Here is a 14,416-nt window from a genome sequence, read left to right on the forward strand (position 1 = left end):
GCCATGACACCGCTGTTCCATCTCGCCTTTCCCGTCGACGACCTGGCTGCTGCACGCGCCTTCTACGGTGGCGTCATCGGTTGTCCGGAGGGCCGATCTTCCGACGAGTGGATCGACTTCGACTTTCACGGCCACCAGCTGGTGGCGCACCTCGCCCCGCGCGGCGCCCGGTCCAGCAATCCGGTCGACGGCCATGACGTGCCGGTGCCGCACTTCGGCCTGGTGCTCGACCTGCCGGAATGGGAGGCGCTGCGCGATCGTTTGCAGGCCGCCGGCACCGCATTCGTGATCGAACCGCACATCCGCTTCCCGGGGCTGCCGGGCGAGCAGGCGACGATGTTCCTGCACGATCCGGCGGGCAACGCGCTTGAGTTCAAGGCATTTGCGGACATCGGGCAGCTGTTCGCGAAGTAGATTCGCTTCTTCCTGGTCATCCCGGCGCATGCCGGGACCCATTCGGCGAGGCGGTGGTCGGGAGGCCTGCCACCCCCATTAGCGTGACTAATGGGTCCCGGCATGCGCCGGGATGACGGTTATAGCTTCAGCTAGACACGTGATAGCTTCAGTTAGGACGCGTCCGGCACGATCTTCGCCAACCCAAGCCGCCGCATCTCGATCTTGGGGCAACGGTCCATCACCACCTTGAGCCCGGCGGCTTCGGCCTTTGCCGCCGCTTCCGGGTTGATCACGCCGAGCTGCATCCAGATCGCCTTGGCACCCACCGTGATCGCGTCGTCGACGATCGGGCCGACATCCTCGGAGCGGCGAAAGATATCGACGATATCGATCTGATCGCCGATCTGGCTCAGCTCGCGCCAGACAAACTCGCCGTGGACATGCTCGCCGGTGATGCGCGGATTGACGGGGATGACGCGGTAGCCATGCTCCTGCAATGCCGCCATGACGCCCCAGCTGGCGCGGTTGGGCGAATCGGACGCCCCGACCATCGCGATGGTGCGGGCACCATTCAGCAGGTCGCGGATCTCGTCGTCGGTGGTCAGCGGCATCGAACAATCCTCTTCACGTCACAAACCCAGGCCGATGGCGACGCGTTCCGCGATCCCGGCGAACTCCGGCGCACTGCCGGGCTGCCCGGCATCGGACGCCAGGCGCAATGTCATGGTCAGCGGCACCGCGCCAAGGAAGGGCACGCCGAGCCCCTCCCCCAGGGCCGCCGCGCCGCCATGCCCGAAGATGTCGCTGCGCTCACCGCAATGCGGGCATACGAACGTGCTCATGTTCTCGACCATGCCGAGCACCGGCACCTTGACCTCATTGAACATCGCGATGGCGCGACGCGCATCGATCAGTGCAAGATCCTGCGGCGTCGACACGACCACTGCGCCGCTGGGCTTGAGCTTTTGCGCCATGGTCAGCTGAATGTCGCCGGTGCCGGGCGGCAGGTCGATGACCAGTATGTCGAGAACGCCCCAATTGGCCTGTTCGATCATCTGCATCATCGCCGAGGCGGCCATCGGCCCGCGCCAGATCACCGCCTTGTCGGTCGCCATCATCATGCCGATCGACAGCGCCTTGATGCCGTGCGCCGTCATCGGCAGCAGCTTGCCGTCCTCCAGCTGGGCGCGGCCGGGGATGCCGAGGAGCGTCGGGACCGAAGGCCCGTAGATATCCGCATCGAGCAACCCGACCGCGAGCCCACGCTTCGCCAGTGCCACCGCGAGATTGGCGGCCACCGTCGACTTGCCGACACCGCCCTTGCCGCTGGCCACCGCGACCAGCCGCCGAATGCCGGGCACCGCACTGTCCTGCGCAACCGCGACCCCGGCGGGCGCCGCGGCCTTGTCGGCGGTCAGGATGATGCGAACGCCGGTGACGCGCGGCACCCGGCGCAGCGCCACCTCGACCTCGGCACGCAGGCGCTCGGCAACATCCTGCGTCAGGCCATCGACCGACAGCACCAGCCCGGCAACACCGTCCTTCAGCCGCAAGCCACCGGCGCGACCGGTCTCCAACACGCTGCCGCCGCCGGAGGGATCGGCGATCCCCGCCAGTGCCGCGCCAACTTCTTCCCGATCGGGCATTCAATTTCCTCTATAGGCGCGGCGTCGTGACATTTCGGAGCCATCTCGCAAATTGCGCGGGGCGTCGTATATAACAAGCACCATGCTACCCACCGCAGGAATCCTGATGCCCTGGCAGAACAACAATGACAGCGGCGGTGCCGGCGGTGGAGGCCCCTGGGGCGGCTCCGGTGGTGGTGCCGGTGGCGGCTCTGGCGACGGCGGCAAGGGTTCCGGCGGCAGCGGCGGCCCACCGAAAAGCCCTTGGGGCGAAGGACCGCCGCGCCGGCCCAATCGTGGCCCGAACCGTGGCAACGTCACCGACTTCGACGCTTTCATTCGCCGCAGCCAGGAAAAGCTGCGTGGCTCGCTCCCGGGCGGCAACGGCGGCGGTGGCGGCGGCTTCATGCCCTCCAACCGTATGTGGTCGCTGGGCATCGCGGCGGTCCTCGGCCTGTGGGTGGTGCTGACCTCGACCTACCGCGTCGATCCGCAGGAGCGCGGCGTAGTGATGCGCTTCGGTCGCTATGTCGAGACCACCGACCCGGGCTTTCATTTCAAGCTGCCCTCGCCGATCGACACGGTGATCAAGCCGCCGGTCGAGCAAATTCGCTCGGTCGACATTGGCGGCACCGATGGTTCGGCCGAGAATCTGATGCTGACGGGTGACCAGAACATCATCGACATCGCCTATGCGGTGCGCTGGAAGATCAAGAACCCCGAGCTCTTCCTGTTCGAACTCGCCGAGCCCGAGCAGACCATCCGCGAGGTCGCCGAGTCCGCGATGCGTGCCGAGATCGGTCATACGACGCTCAACGCCGCGATCGGCCCGCAGCGCGCCCAGATCGCCGACCAGGTCCGCGAGCGCATGCAGGACCTGCTCGACAGCTATCGCGGCGGCATCGAGGTACGCGGCGTCGACATCAAGCAGGCCGACCCGCCCGCCGCCGTCGACGAGGCGTTCAAGAGCGTCTCGGCGGCCCAGCAATATGCGCAGCAGGCGCTGAACAACTCCCGCGGCTATGCCTCGCAGCTGGCCGCCGTCAGCCAGGGTGCCGCCGCTCAGTTCGATGCGGTCTATGCCCAGTACAAGCTGGCACCGGAGGTGACGCGCAAGCGAATCTATCTGGAAACCATGGAGTCGGTACTGGGCAAGGTCGACAAGACCTTCGTCGAGCCCGGCGGCGTGCAGGCCTATTTGCCGCTGCAGGAACTTCGCAAGCGAGCGGTTCCCGTCGAGGATCCTGCCGCTACGACCCCCAGCCGCTGATTGATCGGCAGACCATGAACCTCACGCGTAACCCGATCGTCTGGGCGATCCTCGCCTTCGCACTTGTCGTGATCGGCATGTCGACCTTGTACACCGTGCCGGAGACCCGGCAGGCGGTTGTCCTTCGTCTCGACCGGCCGGTTCGCATCGTCAACGCCTATGACCCGCGCGCGAGCTTCGGCCGGACCGACGCCGGCCTGGTGGCGAAATGGCCGTTCGTCGAGACCGTGCGCTTCGTCGACAAGCGTGTCCTCGACCTCGACATGCCCGAGCAGACGGTGCTGTCGACCGATCAGCTTCGGCTGGTGGTCGATGCGTTCGCGCGCTTCCGGATCGTCGATCCGCTGCGGATGATCCAGACCGTCGGCACCGAGGATCGCGTTGCCGAGGCGCTCGCGCGCATTCTTGGCTCGCGGCTTCGCAACGAGCTCGGCAAGCAGCCGTTCGCTGCGCTGCTCAGCCCGGAGCGTTCGGAGTTGATGGAGGATATTCAGCAGAGCGTGAACCGCCAGGCACGCCAATACGGTGCCGAGATCCTCGACGTGCGGATCAAGCGCGCCGACCTGCCGACAGGCGCGCCACTCGATTCCGCTTATTCGCGCATGCGCTCGGCGCGTGAGCAGGAAGCGCTCAATATCCGCGCCCAGGGCGACAAGCAGGCCCAGCTGATTCGTGCTGCGGCAGAGGCCCAGGCCGCGCAGATCTATGCTGCGAGCTTCGGCAAGGATCCGGACTTTTATGCCTTCTACCGGGCGATGGACGCGTATCGGAAGACGTTCAAGGACAGCAGCACGACGATGGTCCTGTCGACCGGCAACGAGTTCATGCGCGAGTTCGAAGGTCGCAAGCCGGCGCGGTGATCTGTCCCAGTCGAAATTTCTTGCCTGTGATATAAATGCACCGTTAAGGCGCGATCCAACATTGCGTATCCTGTATCCTCGCCGAAAGGTCTCCCAAGCGTGCGTATTGCCCGAAGCCTGATTACCGCTGCACTGCCTGGCCTGTTGATTGCGGGTGGCGCAGTTGCGCTGTTCGGGTCGGCTGGCGCCCAGATCGCCACCCCGCCCTCAGCCGCACCGCCGCCGCAGAACGCCACTGCGCCGGTGATGCGCAACGATGGTCCGGGTGGTGCGCCGCATAGCTTCGCTGACTTGACAGCCAAGCTGTCGCCGGCGGTGGTCAATGTCTCGACGACGCAGAAGGTCGAGGTCAACAAGAACCCCCGCGGTTTCGGCACTGCGCCGGGTGGCAGCGGCTCGGGCAATCCGCTGGAGGAACTGTTCCGCCGCTTCCAGGAGCAGCAGGGTGATTCCGGTGAGCCGGTAACCCGCGAATCGACGTCGCTGGGTTCGGGCTTCATCGTCGATCCCGCTGGCTATATCGTCACCAACAACCACGTCATCTCCGGTGGTGATCCGCGCGGCGGCGATGCCAAGGTCAGTGTCGACACCATCACCGTTACCCTTGCCGATCGCCGCGAGTTCAAGGCCCGGGTCATCGGCCGCGATCCGCTGTCCGATCTCGCGCTCCTGAAGATCGATGCGGTCAACCTGCCATACGTCAAGTTCGGCAACAGCAAGGGTGTCCGCGTCGGCGACTGGGCGATTGCCATCGGTAATCCGTTCGGCCTCGGCGGCACGGTTACTGCGGGCATCGTCTCGGCGCTTCACCGCAACATCGGTTCGGGCCAGTACGATCGCTACATCCAGACCGACGCCTCGATCAACCAAGGTAACTCGGGCGGCCCGCTGTTCGACATCGAAGGCAACGTCATCGGCATCAATACCGCGATCTTCTCGCCGACCGGCGGCAACGTCGGCCTTGGCTTTGCCATCCCCGCCGAGAGCGCTCAGCCGGTCATCGACCAGTTGCGCGGTGGCGGCAACGTCAAGCGTGGTTACCTCGGCGTCCAGATCCAGCCGCTGACCAGCGACATCGCTGCCGGTCTTGGCCTGCCTAAGGATCGCGGCGAGATCGTCGCCAATGTCGAGCCCACCGGCCCGGCCTACCGCGCCGGCGTTCGCCAGGGCGACGTCATCGTCCGCATCGCCGGGCAGGACGTTACCTTCGACAACACGCTGAGCTTCATCGTCGCCAACCAGCCGATCAACAGCGATGTCCCGATCGAGCTGATCCGCGGCGGCAAGCGCGTTACCGTTACCGCCAAGATCGTCCAACGTCCGTCGGAGGCCATCGTCCAGGGTATCACCAAGGGCGACAGCGACGACGGCGACGACAGCGATGCTCCCGCGGCGCCGACGTCGAACGCGACCCGGCAGAGCCTGGGTATCACGCTGACGCCGCTGACGCCGGAAGTGCGCCAGCAGCTTAAGCTCCCCGCAACCGTGCAGGGCGTCGTCATCGCCAGCGTCAGCCAGTCGAGCGACGCCGCTTCGGAGGGCCTGCAGCGCGGTGACGTTATCGTGCAGATCAACCAGCTGCCGACGCCGACCCCGGCCGCCGCCGCTGCCGCCGTCGATGTCGCCCGCAAGGCCGGTCGCGACACGGTCCTGATGCTGGTCCAGCGCGGCGCCACGCCGGCCCGCTACATCGGTATCAAGCTGCAAAGCACGCCCGCGAAGTAGCGCACGTAGATCCTCCCCCCTCGCAGGGGGGAGGATCCGTTTACCGCAACGCGAGCGTGCCCTTGGGCAGGCACATCCGCGTCTCGCTCTGAATCGACGCGTTCGCCTTGTACTTGGCGACGAAGGCATCCCATGCCGCATCGCGCTTGAAGGTTTCGGTGCTTCCGGCGCCGTAAACGTGCAGGCTGACGATGCTGGTCACCGACGGCTTCATCGTCTTGTCGACCGTCTCGAAGACCGGCGCGCTGGTGATCCGGTCGTCCTTCATGCCGTGCGAGGCATACCAGGCCTGATTGGCGCGCACCGCGTCGGCAAAGCCTGCCATGCTGCCGCCGGGCTTGAGCTTCGACACGCGCATGCCGACCAGCTGGCCATCGCATGTCGATGGTATCGCGCACGCCGCCGTCCCCACCCCGAGCAGCGTCGTCGCGAGCAAGATCCGGATCATTCTATCCCCCTGATTATCGAAATGCCAGCGTAACGAACTCTCGTGACGCTTCAACCCCGCGCGAAAACAAGCTAGTTCAGGCACACACATCGGGGAGAGCGGCATGGCGGACAGCATCTTCATCGGCAAGGGCGACGAGCATCCGCAAGCTCTCGTCCTACGCCGCGCCAACCGCCACGGACTGATCGCCGGCGCTACCGGCACCGGCAAGACGGTCACGCTGCAGACCCTTGCCGAAGGCTTCAGCCGCGACGGCGTGCCGGTATTCCTGGCGGACGTGAAGGGCGACATCGCCGGCATGTCGATGATCGGCAGCGCTGCGGCCGAATGGACGGTCAAGCGCGCCGCCGAGATCGGGGTCGAAGGCTATAGCTTCGCCGACAATCCCGTGGTGTTCTGGGACCTGTTCGGCGAGCAGGGCCACCCGATCCGCACGACCGTATCCGAGATGGGTCCCTTGCTGCTCGCGCGCCTAATGGGGCTCAACGAGACGCAGGAGGGTGTCCTCGCCGTCGCTTTCAAATACGCCGACGAGAACGGCCTGCTGATCCTCGACATGAAGGACCTGCAGGCGTTGCTGGCGTGGTGCGCCGACAATGCCCAGGAACTGGCCGCGAAATACGGCAACGTCACCCGCGCCTCGGTCGGCACCATCCAACGCCAGCTGCTCCAGCTCGAATCGCAGGGTGCATCGCATTTCTTCGGCGAACCGGCGCTCGACATCCAGGACTTCATAGTCATCGACGACAGCGGTCGCGGGCAGGTCAACATCCTGGCGGCCGACAAGCTGATGCAGTCGCCACGACTGTACGCGACCTTCCTGCTGTGGTTGCTGAGCGAGCTGTTTGAGACGCTGCCCGAGGTTGGCGACCTGCCAAAGCCCAAGCTGGTGTTCTTCTTCGACGAGGCGCACCTGCTGTTCGACGAGGCTCCCAAGGCGCTGCTCGACAAGATCGAGCAGGTCGTCCGTCTGATCCGCTCCAAGGGCTGCGGCGTCTATTTCATCAGCCAGAACCCGATCGATATTCCAGAAAGCGTTGCCGGCCAGCTTGGTAACCGCGTGCAGCATGCGCTGCGGGCCTTTACCGCCAACGACCAGAAGGCTATTCGCGCCGCCGCCGACACCTTCCGCGCCAATCCCAAGGTCAATGTCGTCACGGCGATCACCGAGCTGAAGGTCGGCGAGGCGCTGGTTTCGCTGCTGCAGGACGATGGCTCGCCCTCACCCGTCGAGCGCACCCTGATCGCGCCGCCCCGCTCGCGTGTCGGACCGATCACTGCGGCGGAGCGTAAGGTGATGATCGACACGTCGGTGATCGCAGGCAAGTACGAGACCGTCGTGGACCGCGAGAGCGCCTACGAGCTCCTCAACGCGAAGTCTGCCGCCGCGCAGGCGCAGGCCGATGCCGACGCCGCACGGACGACACAGGAGAAGGCCGCGGCGGTCGCCGCCAAGGCCCAGGCCAAGGCCGATGCCGACATGGCCAAGGCACAGGCCGCGCAAGCCCGCGCCGCCGCAAAGCCGCAGCCACAGTCGGAAACGTCAAAGATCATGGAGAGCGTCGCGCGTTCGGCGGCGAGTTCGATCGGCCGCCAGATGGCCAGTGGGCTGGGCCGTTCGCTCGGCGGCAAGGCGGGAGGCCAGATCGCGGGCAACGTCGGCAGTAGCCTGTTGCGCGGGATCCTGGGTTCGTTTTTCAAATAAGGTCCCTCCCCCGAAGCGGGGGAGGGCAGGAAGATCAGCTGCCGATGGTGACCTGCGCCGTTTGCGCGTTGGCGGTGCCGACGGGTGCGCCCATCAGCTCCTTCAGGAACGCGCCCTTGTCGACCGTCGGCGTCTTCGGATCGCCAGCGTTGGAGCGAATCGCCGGATCGGGCTTGGTCGCGCCGGCCTTGTCGAGGATATTCAGCTCGCTCGCCGACTTCGGCGGGACCCTGACGCCGGGACCGAACAATGCCTGCGCGGCCTGGGTCTGGCTGCTGTCTTGGGTCAGCGGGCGCGGCTCGCCGGGGCGCGGCGGCGTCAATGCGAAGTCTGGTGGCATGACTAGCGGCGCGTTGCGGCTGATCGCGAACTCGTCCGGCGCACCACGATTGGCCAGTCCGCCCTTGCCGCAGGCGCTGAGCGCAACGACGGACAACAGGGCAGCGGCAGCAACAGCGAACTTCATGGCAACTCCTCATGCGCGCGTGGCGCCCGCACGAACATCGCGCGCACCAGCAGCAAGACTACACCGACGCTTATAGCCGCATCGGCGACATTGAAGACATATTTAAAGTCGAACCAGCCGTACGAGACGTGAATGAAGTCGACGACATAGCCGAGCCGTACCCGGTCTACGATGTTCCCGAGCGCGCCGCCGAGCACCAGCCCGAGCGCAATGATGTCCGACTGCACCTTCTCGCGCGCGATCCACACCGCGACCAGCGCCGCGATCGCCCCGGTCCCGGCCACCAGCACCCAGCGCATCGCCGAGCCGCTGGCGGGGAACAGGCCAAGCGAAACGCCGATGTTGGCAACCCAGGTCAGCGTCAGGAACGGCGCGACCTCGACCCAGCCGTGCTGCTGGAGCTGGACGACGTTGACGATCCAGTATTTGACCAGCTGGTCGATGACGAACACCGCCAGCGCGAGGGAATAGCCGATCTTCCTCACACGACCACCTCCGTGCAGCGTTCGCACAGCCCGCTGTCTTCGACGACGTCGGGCAGGTGGCGCCAGCAACGCTCGCAACGCGCCAACTCGGTCGGGCGCACCGCGACTTCGAACACCGACGTGTCGCCGGGCACGATATCGACCGTCACCTGGGCGCTGATCGCCAGTTCGGCGAAGTGTACCGAGCCGAGCAACGCGGCTTCCTCCGGCCCGGCGCGGACGTCGAGTTCGGCCTGCAGGCTGGTGCCGACGACCTTGTCCTTGCGTAGCGGCTCGATCGCCTGCGTCGCCAGCGAGCGGAGGATGCGCAGCTTCGCCCATTTGTCACCAAGCTCGTCGTCGCGCCATTCCACAGGCACCACCGGCCATTCGCCGAGATGGATGGAGCCCGCGTCTGGAAAGCGCGTCGCCCACGCCTCCTCGCAGGTGAACACCAGCACCGGCGCCAGCCACTTGACCAGCACATGGAACAGCGTGTCGAGGACGGTGCGATAGGCGCGACGCTTGAGGCTGCCGGGCGCGTCGCAGTACAGGCTGTCCTTGCGGATATCGAACAGGAACGCCGACAGGTCCTGGTTGGCGAAGCCGTTGAGCGCCACCATCATCGGCCCGAAGTCGAAGCCGTCGATGTGCCGGCGCAGTTCGACGTCGAGCTCGGCGACACGGTGCAGGACCCAGCGCTCCAGCTCCGGCATCTCGGCGTGCGGCACGCGCTCCGCTTCGCTCCAGCCATCCAGCGCGCCAAGCAGATAGCGGAAGGTGTTGCGCAACTTGCGGTACGCATCGGACTGGCCGGCAAGGACCTCCTTGCCGATCTTGACGTCGTCGAAATAGCCGGTGGAGACGACCCACAACCGCAGGATATCGGCACCGCTGTCGGCGACGACCTTGAGCGGATCGGTGGTGTTGCCCTCCGACTTCGACATTTTCTTGCCCTGCGCATCGAGGGCGAAGCCGTGGGTCAGGACCGCGTCATAGGGTGCCCGGCCGCGGGTCCCGGCGCTCTCCAGCAGCGACGACTGGAACCAGCCGCGATGCTGGTCGGAGCCTTCGACGTACAGGTCGGCGCGGGTGCCGATGCCGTAGCGTGCCTCGACGACGAAGGCATGGGTCGAGCCGCTGTCGAACCACACGTCGAGGATGTCGTCGACGCGCTCGTAATTATCGGGGTCGCGGCCAGCGCCGAGAAACACAGCCGGGTCGGTCGCCCACCAGGCGTCGGCGCCCTGGGCGGTGACCGCCTCGACGATGCGCGCATTGACGGCGTCGTCGCGGAGGTAGTCGCCGGTGCGACGGTCGACGAACAGCGTGATCGGCACGCCCCACGCCCGCTGGCGCGAGATCACCCAGTCGGGGCGGCCCTCGACCATGGCGCGGATGCGGTTCTGCGACCGGGCCGGCACCCAGCGGGTGCGCTCTATGGCGTCGAGAGCGACCTCGCGCAAGGTGGCGCCGTTACTGTTCTCGCCACGCTGGATGGCAAGGGGGGCGCCGCTGTCATCAGTCTCGGCCTGAGCCGCCGCGGTCAGGGTCGAGGCACTGTCCATCGGGATGAACCACTGCGGCGTCGCGCGGAAGATCAGCTTTGCATGCGAGCGCCACGAGTGCGGATAGCTGTGCGCATAGTCGGCGCTCGCCGCCAGCAGGCCGCCGACTTCGCGCAAGTCGTTGCAGATCGGGCCATCGGGCGCGTTGAACTTGGCGTTGATGACGCTGCCCTGCCCGCCGAGCCAGCCCCAGTCGGCGCGGTACTTGCCGTCGCCCTCGACCGCGAACACCGGCTCCAGCCCGTTCGCCTTGCACAGGATGAAGTCGTCCTCGCCATGGTCCGGCGACATATGGACGAGGCCGGTGCCCTGTTCGGTGGTGACGAAGTCCCCGGCCAGGAACGGCCGCGGGCGGGCGAAGAAGCCACCGAGTGCGTGCATTGGGTGACGGGCGACGGTGCCAACGAGGTCGGAACCTTTGCCGCGCCAGAGATAGTCCAGCTTCAAGCCCGTTACTTTGCGCCGGCCGTAAAAGGCGGTGATTAGCGGTTCAGCAATCAGAAGATTCCGCGAAAATAGATCGTTCCCCCAGTCGCCTGGGATGTCGGAGGTTGTCACCCCACCAATAAGTCGGACCAAAGCATATCCGATCTCTGGCCCATAAGCCAAAGCCTGGTTCACCGGGATCGTCCATGGCGTCGTCGTCCAGATCACCGCGTACGCGCCAACCAGCTCTGGAATCGCGCTCTCGACGATCTCGAACGCGACGTCGATCTGCGTGCTGACGATGTCCGCATACTCGACCTCGGCCTCGGCCAAGGCCGTCTTCTCGACCGGCGACCACATCACCGGCTTGGCGCCGCGGTACAGTTGCCCCGACGAGGCGAACTTTAGCAGTTCGGAGACGATCGTCGCCTCCGATGCGAAGTCCATGGTCAGGTACGGCTGGTCCCAGTCGCCCATGACGCCGAGGCGCTCGAACTGGACGCGCTGCTTGCCGACCCAGTCGGCGGCATAGGCGCGGCATTCGGCGCGGAACTCGGGCTTGGGGACGGCGTCCTTGTCGAGCTTCTTCGCCCGGTACTTCTCCTCGACCTTCCACTCGATCGGCAGGCCGTGGCAGTCCCAGCCGGGCACGTACGGCGCATCGAAGCCGAGCATCGAGCGCGACCGTACGATGACGTCCTTCAGGACCTTGTTCATCGCATGGCCCATGTGAATGTCGCCATTGGCGTAGGGCGGGCCGTCGTGGAGGATGAAGCGCTTGCGCCCGGCCCGCTCGGCACGCAGCCGGTCGTACAGCCGCTCGTCCCGCCAGCGGTCGAGGATCGCAGGTTCCTTCGCCGCCAGCCCGGCCTTCATCGGAAAGTCGGTCTTCGGCAGGAAGACGGTGGAGCGGTAATCGTGTTCGGTCATGGCGGGCAGCGTCTAGCCCAGCACGGCCTTCGCCGCCAGCGCATCGGCTGCAACTTGAGTCTTCAACGCTTCGAGGTCGGCCAGCTTCATCTCGGGCCGCAGGAAGGCAACCAGCTCGACATCCAATACCTCGTCGTAAAGGTCGCCGTCGAAGTCGAACAGCCAGGCCTCGAGCAGCTCCTTGGGGGGCTCTATCATCGGCCGCAACCCGAGGTTGGCGACGCCGTCGTACAGGCTGCCATCGGCGCGACGGACACGCACCGCATAGACGCCGTAGCTCGGCCGCAGATAGGCGCCAAGGTCGATGTTGGCGGTCGGGAAGCCAAGCTGCCGCCCGAGCTTGGCGCCATGCTCGACGACACCGCGTATCGTGAATGGCCGGGTCAGCAGCGTCGCGGCGGTGACGGGATCGGCATTGGTCAGAGCCTCGCGGACGCGACTGGAGGAGATCGTGCCCCCCGCATCGCTGACCGGCGCGACGACTTCGGCCGCAAAGCCGTGCACCTGGCCCAGCCGCGCCAGCCCGGCAACGTCGCCGGTGCGGCCCTTGCCGAAGGTGAAATCGTTGCCGCTGACGACGACGCCAGCGCCGATCCGTGCCGCCAGCCAGTTCGCGGCAAAGCCTTCGGCGGTCTCGTTCGCCAGCGCATGGTCGAAGGGCAGCACCACCGCGCCGTCGATGCCGAACGCCTCGAACAGGTCGAGCCGTTGCGGGATGGTGGTCAGTGCGAACGGCGGCGCATCGGGGCGGAACAGCCGCGCGGGATGCGGGTCGAAAGTCGCGACCAACGCCGGGCGACCCTCGGCTCGCGCCCGGGCGAGCGCACGCCCGACGACCGCCTGGTGGCCGGCGTGAAAGCCGTCGAAATTGCCCAGCGCTACGACGCCGCCGCGCAGATGATCGGGCACTGCGCCCCGGCCGATGATACGCTCCATGTAGAAGCCTGTAGCGACGGCGCGGGCCCTACCGCAAGTCGCAGCGTTCGAGCGTGACGAAGCTGTACGCCGGAGCCTCGCCTTCGGCCGGATGATCGAAGCGCGCCGTCTCCGCCCAGACCGCCGGATCGAACGCTGGCAGCAGCGTATCGCCCTCCGGCTCGGCATGGACCTCGGTCAAATGGATGCGACGCGTGATCGGTAGCGCCTCGGCATAGATCGTCGCACCGCCGATGACCATCAGCTCGTCGGAGCGGGCGCGCGGGTCCATGCCGCCCGCTGCGATCGCCTCGGCGAGATTTGGCACTGCTGTCACTCCCGCGGCACACCAATCAGGGTCGCGGGTCAGCACGATGTTCTGTCGCCCGGGCAACGGTTTGCCGATCGAGTCGAAGGTCCGCCGCCCCATCACCACGGGCTTGCCGACAGTCAGCCGCTTGAAGTGCGCAAGATCCGCAGGCAGCCGCCACGGCAGCGCATTGTCGCGTCCGATGACACCGTTGTCGGCGCGCGCCACGACGAAGCTGACGATCATACCGCCACCGGCGCCGGGATGGCGGGATGCGGGTCATAGCCGTCGACGGCAAAATCCTCGAAGCGGTAGTCGAGGATCGACGCCGGCCGTCGGGTCAGGCGCAGCGTCGGGAAGCCCTTGGGCTCGCGCGACAATTGCGTCTGCACCAGCTCGGCATGGTTGAGATAGACGTGACAATCGGCGCCCATCCAGACGATCTCGCCGGCCTCCAGATCACACTGCTGCGCCAGCATCCGCAGCAGCACCGCCGCCTCGAAGATGTTGAAGGCAAAGCCGAGACCAAGGTCGCACGACCGCTGGTACAGGATGCCCGACAGGCGGCCATCCGCGACGAAATATTGATAGGTCATGTGGCACGGCGGCAGCGCCATGCGGTCGAGGTCGGCGACGTTCCAGCCTGTGAAGATGTGCCGCCGCGACGCCGGATTGTGCCGTAGCCCCTCGACCAGCGCGGCGATCTGGTCGATGCCTTCCGCATCGCCGGGGTGGCGCGGCCAGTGTCGCCATTGATGACCATAGACCGGCCCGAGGTCGCCCCACTCCGCCGCGAACGCCGGGTCGCCGAGCAGCCGCGCTTGGAACTCATCGCGGCTTAGTACCTCGCCGGTCGCCTTGGCGTGCCGCGCCATCGGCCAGTCGGTCCAGATATGGACGCCTTGCGCGACCAGCGGCACGATCGAGGTTTCGCCCGACAGGAACCACAAAAGCTCGCGAACTGCAGTCTTCCAGAATACTCGCTTGGTGGTCAGCAGCGGGATCGTGCCATCCGACAAGTCGAAACGCAGGGTCTGCCCGAACAGCGCACGCGTCCCGGTGCCGGTCCGGTCACCGCGTTCGACGCCGTGTTGCCAGGTACGGCGTAGAAGATCCGAATACTGCGTCTCTGGAAACATTTATCGCCTGTTCACTACCCCTAATCGGGGATGTAGTTGCGCGTTCGCCGCCCGCCCATAGTCCGCGCGACCCTGTCGGGCCGGTAGAGGAACAAGGCCGTTTCCATCAATTCCAATCTTGGCCTCGCGCGCCCGCTGCGCAATTGCCCTGTCTGCAAGCCGTCGTCAA

Annotated in this window: 14 protein-coding genes; 5 read left to right on the plus strand and 9 right to left on the minus strand. The window is 66.2% G+C overall.

What is annotated here, in order from left to right; all coding sequences use genetic code 11:
- The first annotated feature begins 3 nt into the window (after positions 1–3).
- Positions 4–414 (plus strand): VOC family protein, encoded by a 411-nt coding sequence (locus tag ACOFKW_RS03400; RefSeq protein ID WP_419815949.1) that lies wholly within the window; start codon positions 4–6, stop codon positions 412–414.
- Positions 415–566: 152 nt separating this feature from the next.
- Here ACOFKW_RS03400 and ACOFKW_RS03405 read toward each other — a convergent pair whose 3' ends face one another.
- Entirely contained in the window at positions 567–1,007 is a 441-nt protein-coding gene (locus ACOFKW_RS03405) for a CoA-binding protein (RefSeq protein WP_419815950.1), read from the minus strand.
- A gap of 18 nt (positions 1,008–1,025) precedes the next feature.
- The gene (locus ACOFKW_RS03410) at positions 1,026–2,042 is read right to left on the minus strand and encodes a P-loop NTPase (protein ID WP_419815951.1); all 1,017 of its coding nucleotides are present in this window, start codon (positions 2,040–2,042) and stop codon (positions 1,026–1,028) included.
- Between the two features lie 106 nt (positions 2,043–2,148).
- Here ACOFKW_RS03410 and hflK point away from each other — a divergent pair, with 106 nt between their 5' ends.
- The 3 genes from hflK to ACOFKW_RS03425 all read left to right on the plus strand — a co-directional run bounded on the left by hflK (position 2,149) and on the right by ACOFKW_RS03425 (position 5,876).
- On the plus strand, positions 2,149–3,291 hold the full coding sequence (gene hflK / locus ACOFKW_RS03415; RefSeq protein ID WP_419815952.1) for an FtsH protease activity modulator HflK: 1,143 nt from the start codon (positions 2,149–2,151) through the stop codon (positions 3,289–3,291).
- 14 nt (positions 3,292–3,305) lie between these two features.
- Positions 3,306–4,151, plus strand: a complete 846-nt coding sequence (hflC, locus tag ACOFKW_RS03420; RefSeq protein WP_419815953.1) for a protease modulator HflC — start codon at positions 3,306–3,308, stop codon at positions 4,149–4,151.
- A 99-nt stretch (positions 4,152–4,250) separates the two neighbouring features.
- Complete coding sequence (locus tag ACOFKW_RS03425; RefSeq protein WP_419815954.1) at positions 4,251–5,876, plus strand: Do family serine endopeptidase; 1,626 nt, start codon at positions 4,251–4,253, stop codon at positions 5,874–5,876.
- A gap of 40 nt (positions 5,877–5,916) precedes the next feature.
- Here the strand turns inward: ACOFKW_RS03425 and ACOFKW_RS03430 are convergent, their stop codons facing one another.
- Positions 5,917–6,324, minus strand: a complete 408-nt coding sequence (locus ACOFKW_RS03430) for a hypothetical protein (RefSeq protein ID WP_419815955.1) — start codon at positions 6,322–6,324, stop codon at positions 5,917–5,919.
- Positions 6,325–6,427: 103 nt separating this feature from the next.
- Here ACOFKW_RS03430 and ACOFKW_RS03435 point away from each other — a divergent pair, with 103 nt between their 5' ends.
- A complete protein-coding gene (locus ACOFKW_RS03435) occupies positions 6,428–8,029 on the plus strand; it encodes a helicase HerA-like domain-containing protein (protein WP_419815956.1) in 1,602 nt (533 codons plus the stop codon).
- 34 nt (positions 8,030–8,063) lie between these two features.
- Here the strand turns inward: ACOFKW_RS03435 and ACOFKW_RS03440 are convergent, their stop codons facing one another.
- From ACOFKW_RS03440 to ACOFKW_RS03465, 6 genes are read right to left on the minus strand one after another with little or no spacing between them, the layout of a single operon-like run.
- Positions 8,064–8,495 (minus strand): DUF3035 domain-containing protein, encoded by a 432-nt coding sequence (locus ACOFKW_RS03440; RefSeq protein ID WP_419815957.1) that lies wholly within the window; start codon positions 8,493–8,495, stop codon positions 8,064–8,066.
- Positions 8,492–8,980 (minus strand): signal peptidase II, encoded by a 489-nt coding sequence (gene lspA, locus ACOFKW_RS03445; protein WP_419815958.1) that lies wholly within the window; start codon positions 8,978–8,980, stop codon positions 8,492–8,494. Before lspA ends, ACOFKW_RS03440 begins: the two co-directional genes overlap by 4 nt.
- Positions 8,977–11,883, minus strand: coding sequence for an isoleucine--tRNA ligase (gene ileS / locus ACOFKW_RS03450; protein ID WP_419815959.1), 2,907 nt, complete (start codon positions 11,881–11,883; stop codon positions 8,977–8,979). Before ileS ends, lspA begins: the two co-directional genes overlap by 4 nt.
- Positions 11,884–11,895: 12 nt before the next feature.
- Entirely contained in the window at positions 11,896–12,819 is a 924-nt protein-coding gene (locus tag ACOFKW_RS03455; RefSeq protein WP_419815960.1) for a bifunctional riboflavin kinase/FAD synthetase, read from the minus strand.
- Between the two features lie 28 nt (positions 12,820–12,847).
- Positions 12,848–13,354: a dihydrofolate reductase gene (locus tag ACOFKW_RS03460; protein WP_419815961.1), complete on the minus strand. Its 507-nt coding sequence runs from the start codon at positions 13,352–13,354 to the stop codon at positions 12,848–12,850.
- Entirely contained in the window at positions 13,351–14,247 is an 897-nt protein-coding gene (locus ACOFKW_RS03465; RefSeq protein WP_419815962.1) for a thymidylate synthase, read from the minus strand. Before ACOFKW_RS03465 ends, ACOFKW_RS03460 begins: the two co-directional genes overlap by 4 nt.
- Positions 14,248–14,416 lie beyond the last annotated feature (169 nt).

The sequence above is a fragment of the Glacieibacterium sp. genome (assembly GCF_965200405.1).
Taxonomy (GTDB): domain Bacteria; phylum Pseudomonadota; class Alphaproteobacteria; order Sphingomonadales; family Sphingomonadaceae; genus Glacieibacterium.